The sequence below is a fragment of the Allobosea sp. P1_A7 genome (genome assembly GCF_056406775.1).
The window spans coordinates 1-2694 of record NZ_JBFTZN010000470.1 but is presented as its reverse complement, the minus strand read 5'-3'; the positions used below and the strand labels follow the sequence as shown (position 1 = coordinate 2694).

The 2694-nt window shown below is 64.1% G+C and carries 3 protein-coding genes and 2 pseudogenes; 2 read left to right on the top strand and 3 right to left on the bottom strand.

Annotated features, from left to right (window positions below; all coding sequences use genetic code 11):
* From AC1D34_RS36430 to AC1D34_RS36420, 3 genes and pseudogenes are all read right to left on the bottom strand, one after another.
* Positions 1-409: pseudogene (locus tag AC1D34_RS36430) on the bottom strand (hypothetical protein); the annotation flags it as partial.
* Positions 370-591: pseudogene (locus tag AC1D34_RS36425) on the bottom strand (transposase domain-containing protein); the annotation flags it as partial. The pseudogenes AC1D34_RS36430 and AC1D34_RS36425, both read right to left, overlap by 40 nt.
* Positions 513-920, bottom strand: coding sequence for a hypothetical protein (locus AC1D34_RS36420; protein ID WP_476826889.1), 408 nt, complete (start codon positions 918-920; stop codon positions 513-515). The gene AC1D34_RS36420 and the pseudogene AC1D34_RS36425, both read right to left, overlap by 79 nt.
* On the opposite strand from AC1D34_RS36420, the gene AC1D34_RS36415 reads away from it, so the two are divergent.
* Positions 919-1122, top strand: a complete 204-nt coding sequence (locus AC1D34_RS36415; RefSeq protein ID WP_476826888.1) for a hypothetical protein — start codon at positions 919-921, stop codon at positions 1120-1122. The genes AC1D34_RS36420 and AC1D34_RS36415 overlap by 2 nt on opposite strands.
* The coding region (locus AC1D34_RS36410; RefSeq protein WP_476826887.1) for a recombinase family protein at positions 1109-2694 on the top strand (1586 nt) is incomplete at its 3' end. The genes AC1D34_RS36415 and AC1D34_RS36410, both read left to right, overlap by 14 nt.

The window sequence follows — 2694 nt, the reverse complement described above, 5'->3', positions numbered from 1 at the left end:
TGATGACGGCGCGGGCCGGGTGGTCTGCCTCGAACCAGACGGCGGCGATGTGCGCCACGAAGCGATCTGGGTCGAGCGGAAGCCCTGCAGCGTTGATCACAGCAGCCTGCGTCTCCAAAAGGCTGGCGAGTGCCTCACGATGGTAGACGTAAAGTGCGCCGCTCTTGATACAGCATTCCTTCGTGTTGAACTGCGCAGTCGTCAGGCCGCGGGCGGTTGCGGTAGCGGCGACAGTTTCCGGTGAGAGCTGGACAAAGTCCTTGATCGTATAGAGCGGCAGATAGCCGATGGGCTTGGATGGGCCGACTTCGGTCAGGTCACGCAGAAATTTGCGTCGTTCGTCCTCGCTTGGCTTCGGTCGCCTTGCCATCATGCGGCGGCCTTCATCTGGGCGCGACGCCAGTTCCACGGGAGGAGCTCGCCGAGACGGCTTTGCGGCGTGTCGGCGATGCGGGCGAGGACGTCGGCGAGCCAGGCTTGCGGATCGACGTCGTTGAGCTTTGCGGTGCCGATCAAGGTGTACATGAAGGCGGCGCGCTCAGCGCCGCGGTCTGATCCGGCGAARAGCCAGGCTTTTCGGCCGAGCGCCATCTCGCAGTCATTCTGCCCATGTCGAGGCAGATGTTGTTGTGCATTACCGATGGCATCCGCTTTATGGGCAGCGGGTGCGCTGCATCAAGTTTGAGCGCCGCGGCGTCGGYGGCGTCGCACATGTCGATTTGCCCTCCGGCGGCGTAGGCTTGATCGCGGGCTGGAAGCTTGACCCGGTACTTTGCGCCGGGCTGACGGTTGGCGAGCCGCGCGTGTGTCTTTCGGCACTCAGCGCCCTGCATGAAGTGCTCGTCGCCTGCGAATCGCGCTTGGCTTTCACCCGCGACAAGTCCGTCGCGGGTGAGGAGACTGGCGATGTCGTTGCCCATGAAGATCGAGCCAGGCCGGGAACTGGCATTGGCGCACAGGAGACCGCTGCGCTTCGCGGCGCAACTCAAGCTGATATTCGAGGACGTGCGCCTGCTGGACATGACACCGGCGGAACGTCAGGCCGCGTTGCGGACGCTGGCCATCCTGTTGCTGGAGGCCGCCGGCGCCCCCTTACGGGAGCTCGGCGATGACAGCCCGTAACGATCAACTCCCGGTAGCCATCGTGCGGCGCAAGGCGGTCGTTTACGTCCGCCAGTCATCGTCGCAGCAGGTTCAGCAGAACCTGGAGAGTCAGCGACGTCAGTACGAACTGGTGGAGGTGGCGCGACGCGCCGGGTTCGCCGAGATCGAGGTTATCGACGACGATCTCGGACGCAGCGCAAGCGGCGCGGTAGCCCGCCCTGGTTTCGAGCGGCTCGTGGCGGCCCTGTGCGCTGGAGAGGTCGGTGCGGTCTTGTGCCTGGAAGCGTCGCGCCTGGCGCGCAATGGCCGCGATTGGCATCATCTGCTGGAACTGTGCGGCCTGGTCGAGGCGCGGGTCATCGACCTGGATGGCATTTACGACCCATGGCATCCCAATGATCGCCTGCTACTCGGCATGAAGGGCAGCATCAGCGAGTTCGAGCTCGGCATCATTCGCTCGCGCATGTACAAGGCTGCGCGATCCAAGGCCGGCCGCGGCGAACTGCGGCTGAGCGTGCCGATCGGCTATGTCTGGGACCGGCAGGTCGGCCTCGGGCTGGATCCGGATCTTCGGCTCCAGGAGGTCATTCGGCTCATCTTCCGCAAGTTCCGGGAACTGGGCAGTGCGCGTCAGGTGCTGCTCTGGATGGCTCACGAGGGCATCCACTTTCCCTATCCGTCGGACGGGGTGACGATGACCTCCTTCGACTGGCGGCCGATACGGTATCGCAATGTCATCGGGATCCTGAAGAACCCCTTCTATGCCGGGGTTTACGCCTACGGGAAGAGCCAGAAGCGAACCGAGATCGTGGCGGGTCGGGCGCACAAGAGCTACGGCCATCGCAAGCCCATGGAAGCGTGGGACGTATTCATCAAAGAGCACCACCAGGGCTATATCGTCTGGATGGAGTATGAGCGGAATCAGGCGGTGCTGGCCGGCAACGCCTATGGCCACGCCAGCGCCGAGGCCAAGTCCGGCCGCGGCGGCCAGGCGCTTTTGTCGGGTCTCATCTGCTGCGGCCGCCGCCTAAGGACCGCCTATGTCAGCGGCGGCGGCCGTTCCCGCGCAAGCACGGCACGTCCGGTCTACAGGTGCGACCTGCCGAACCTGCAGGCCGGACATCGCCGCTGCTTCAGTCTGGGCGGGCGGCGCATCGATGATATTGTCGCGGTACAGATGCTGCAGGCGGTGCAGCCCATGGCGATCGAGGCCGCAATGGAGGCCATGCTCATGCTGAAGGAGCAGGATCGGGAGAAGCAGCGTATCGCCGAACTCGAACTGCAACAGGCTCGGTATGACGCGTTATTGGCCGAGCGGCGTTACGCCGCCTGCGATCCCGACAACCGGCTGATCGCCGCCCAGTTGGAACGAGCCTGGGAGAACGCCTTGCAGCGCGTTCATAACTGCCAGCGACGCGTCGACGAACTGTGCAACGCCGCCGCCGAGGAGGAGCATCCTGATTTCGTCGCCCTCGCCGAGAACCTTTCTCTTGCCTGGAAAGCCCCATCCACCACCATGCGGACTAGGTGTCGTTTCCAAGAAGGTTGTTCAGTCTTGTCCATGGCGACTTTCCGCCGAGGGCTGAGTGG

Bases quoted from the DNA above. Each gene is read 5' to 3' on its own strand.
- AC1D34_RS36415 (WP_476826888.1), top strand. From the start codon at position 919: ATGAAGATCGAGCCAGGCCGGGAACTGGCATTGGCGCACAGGAGACCG.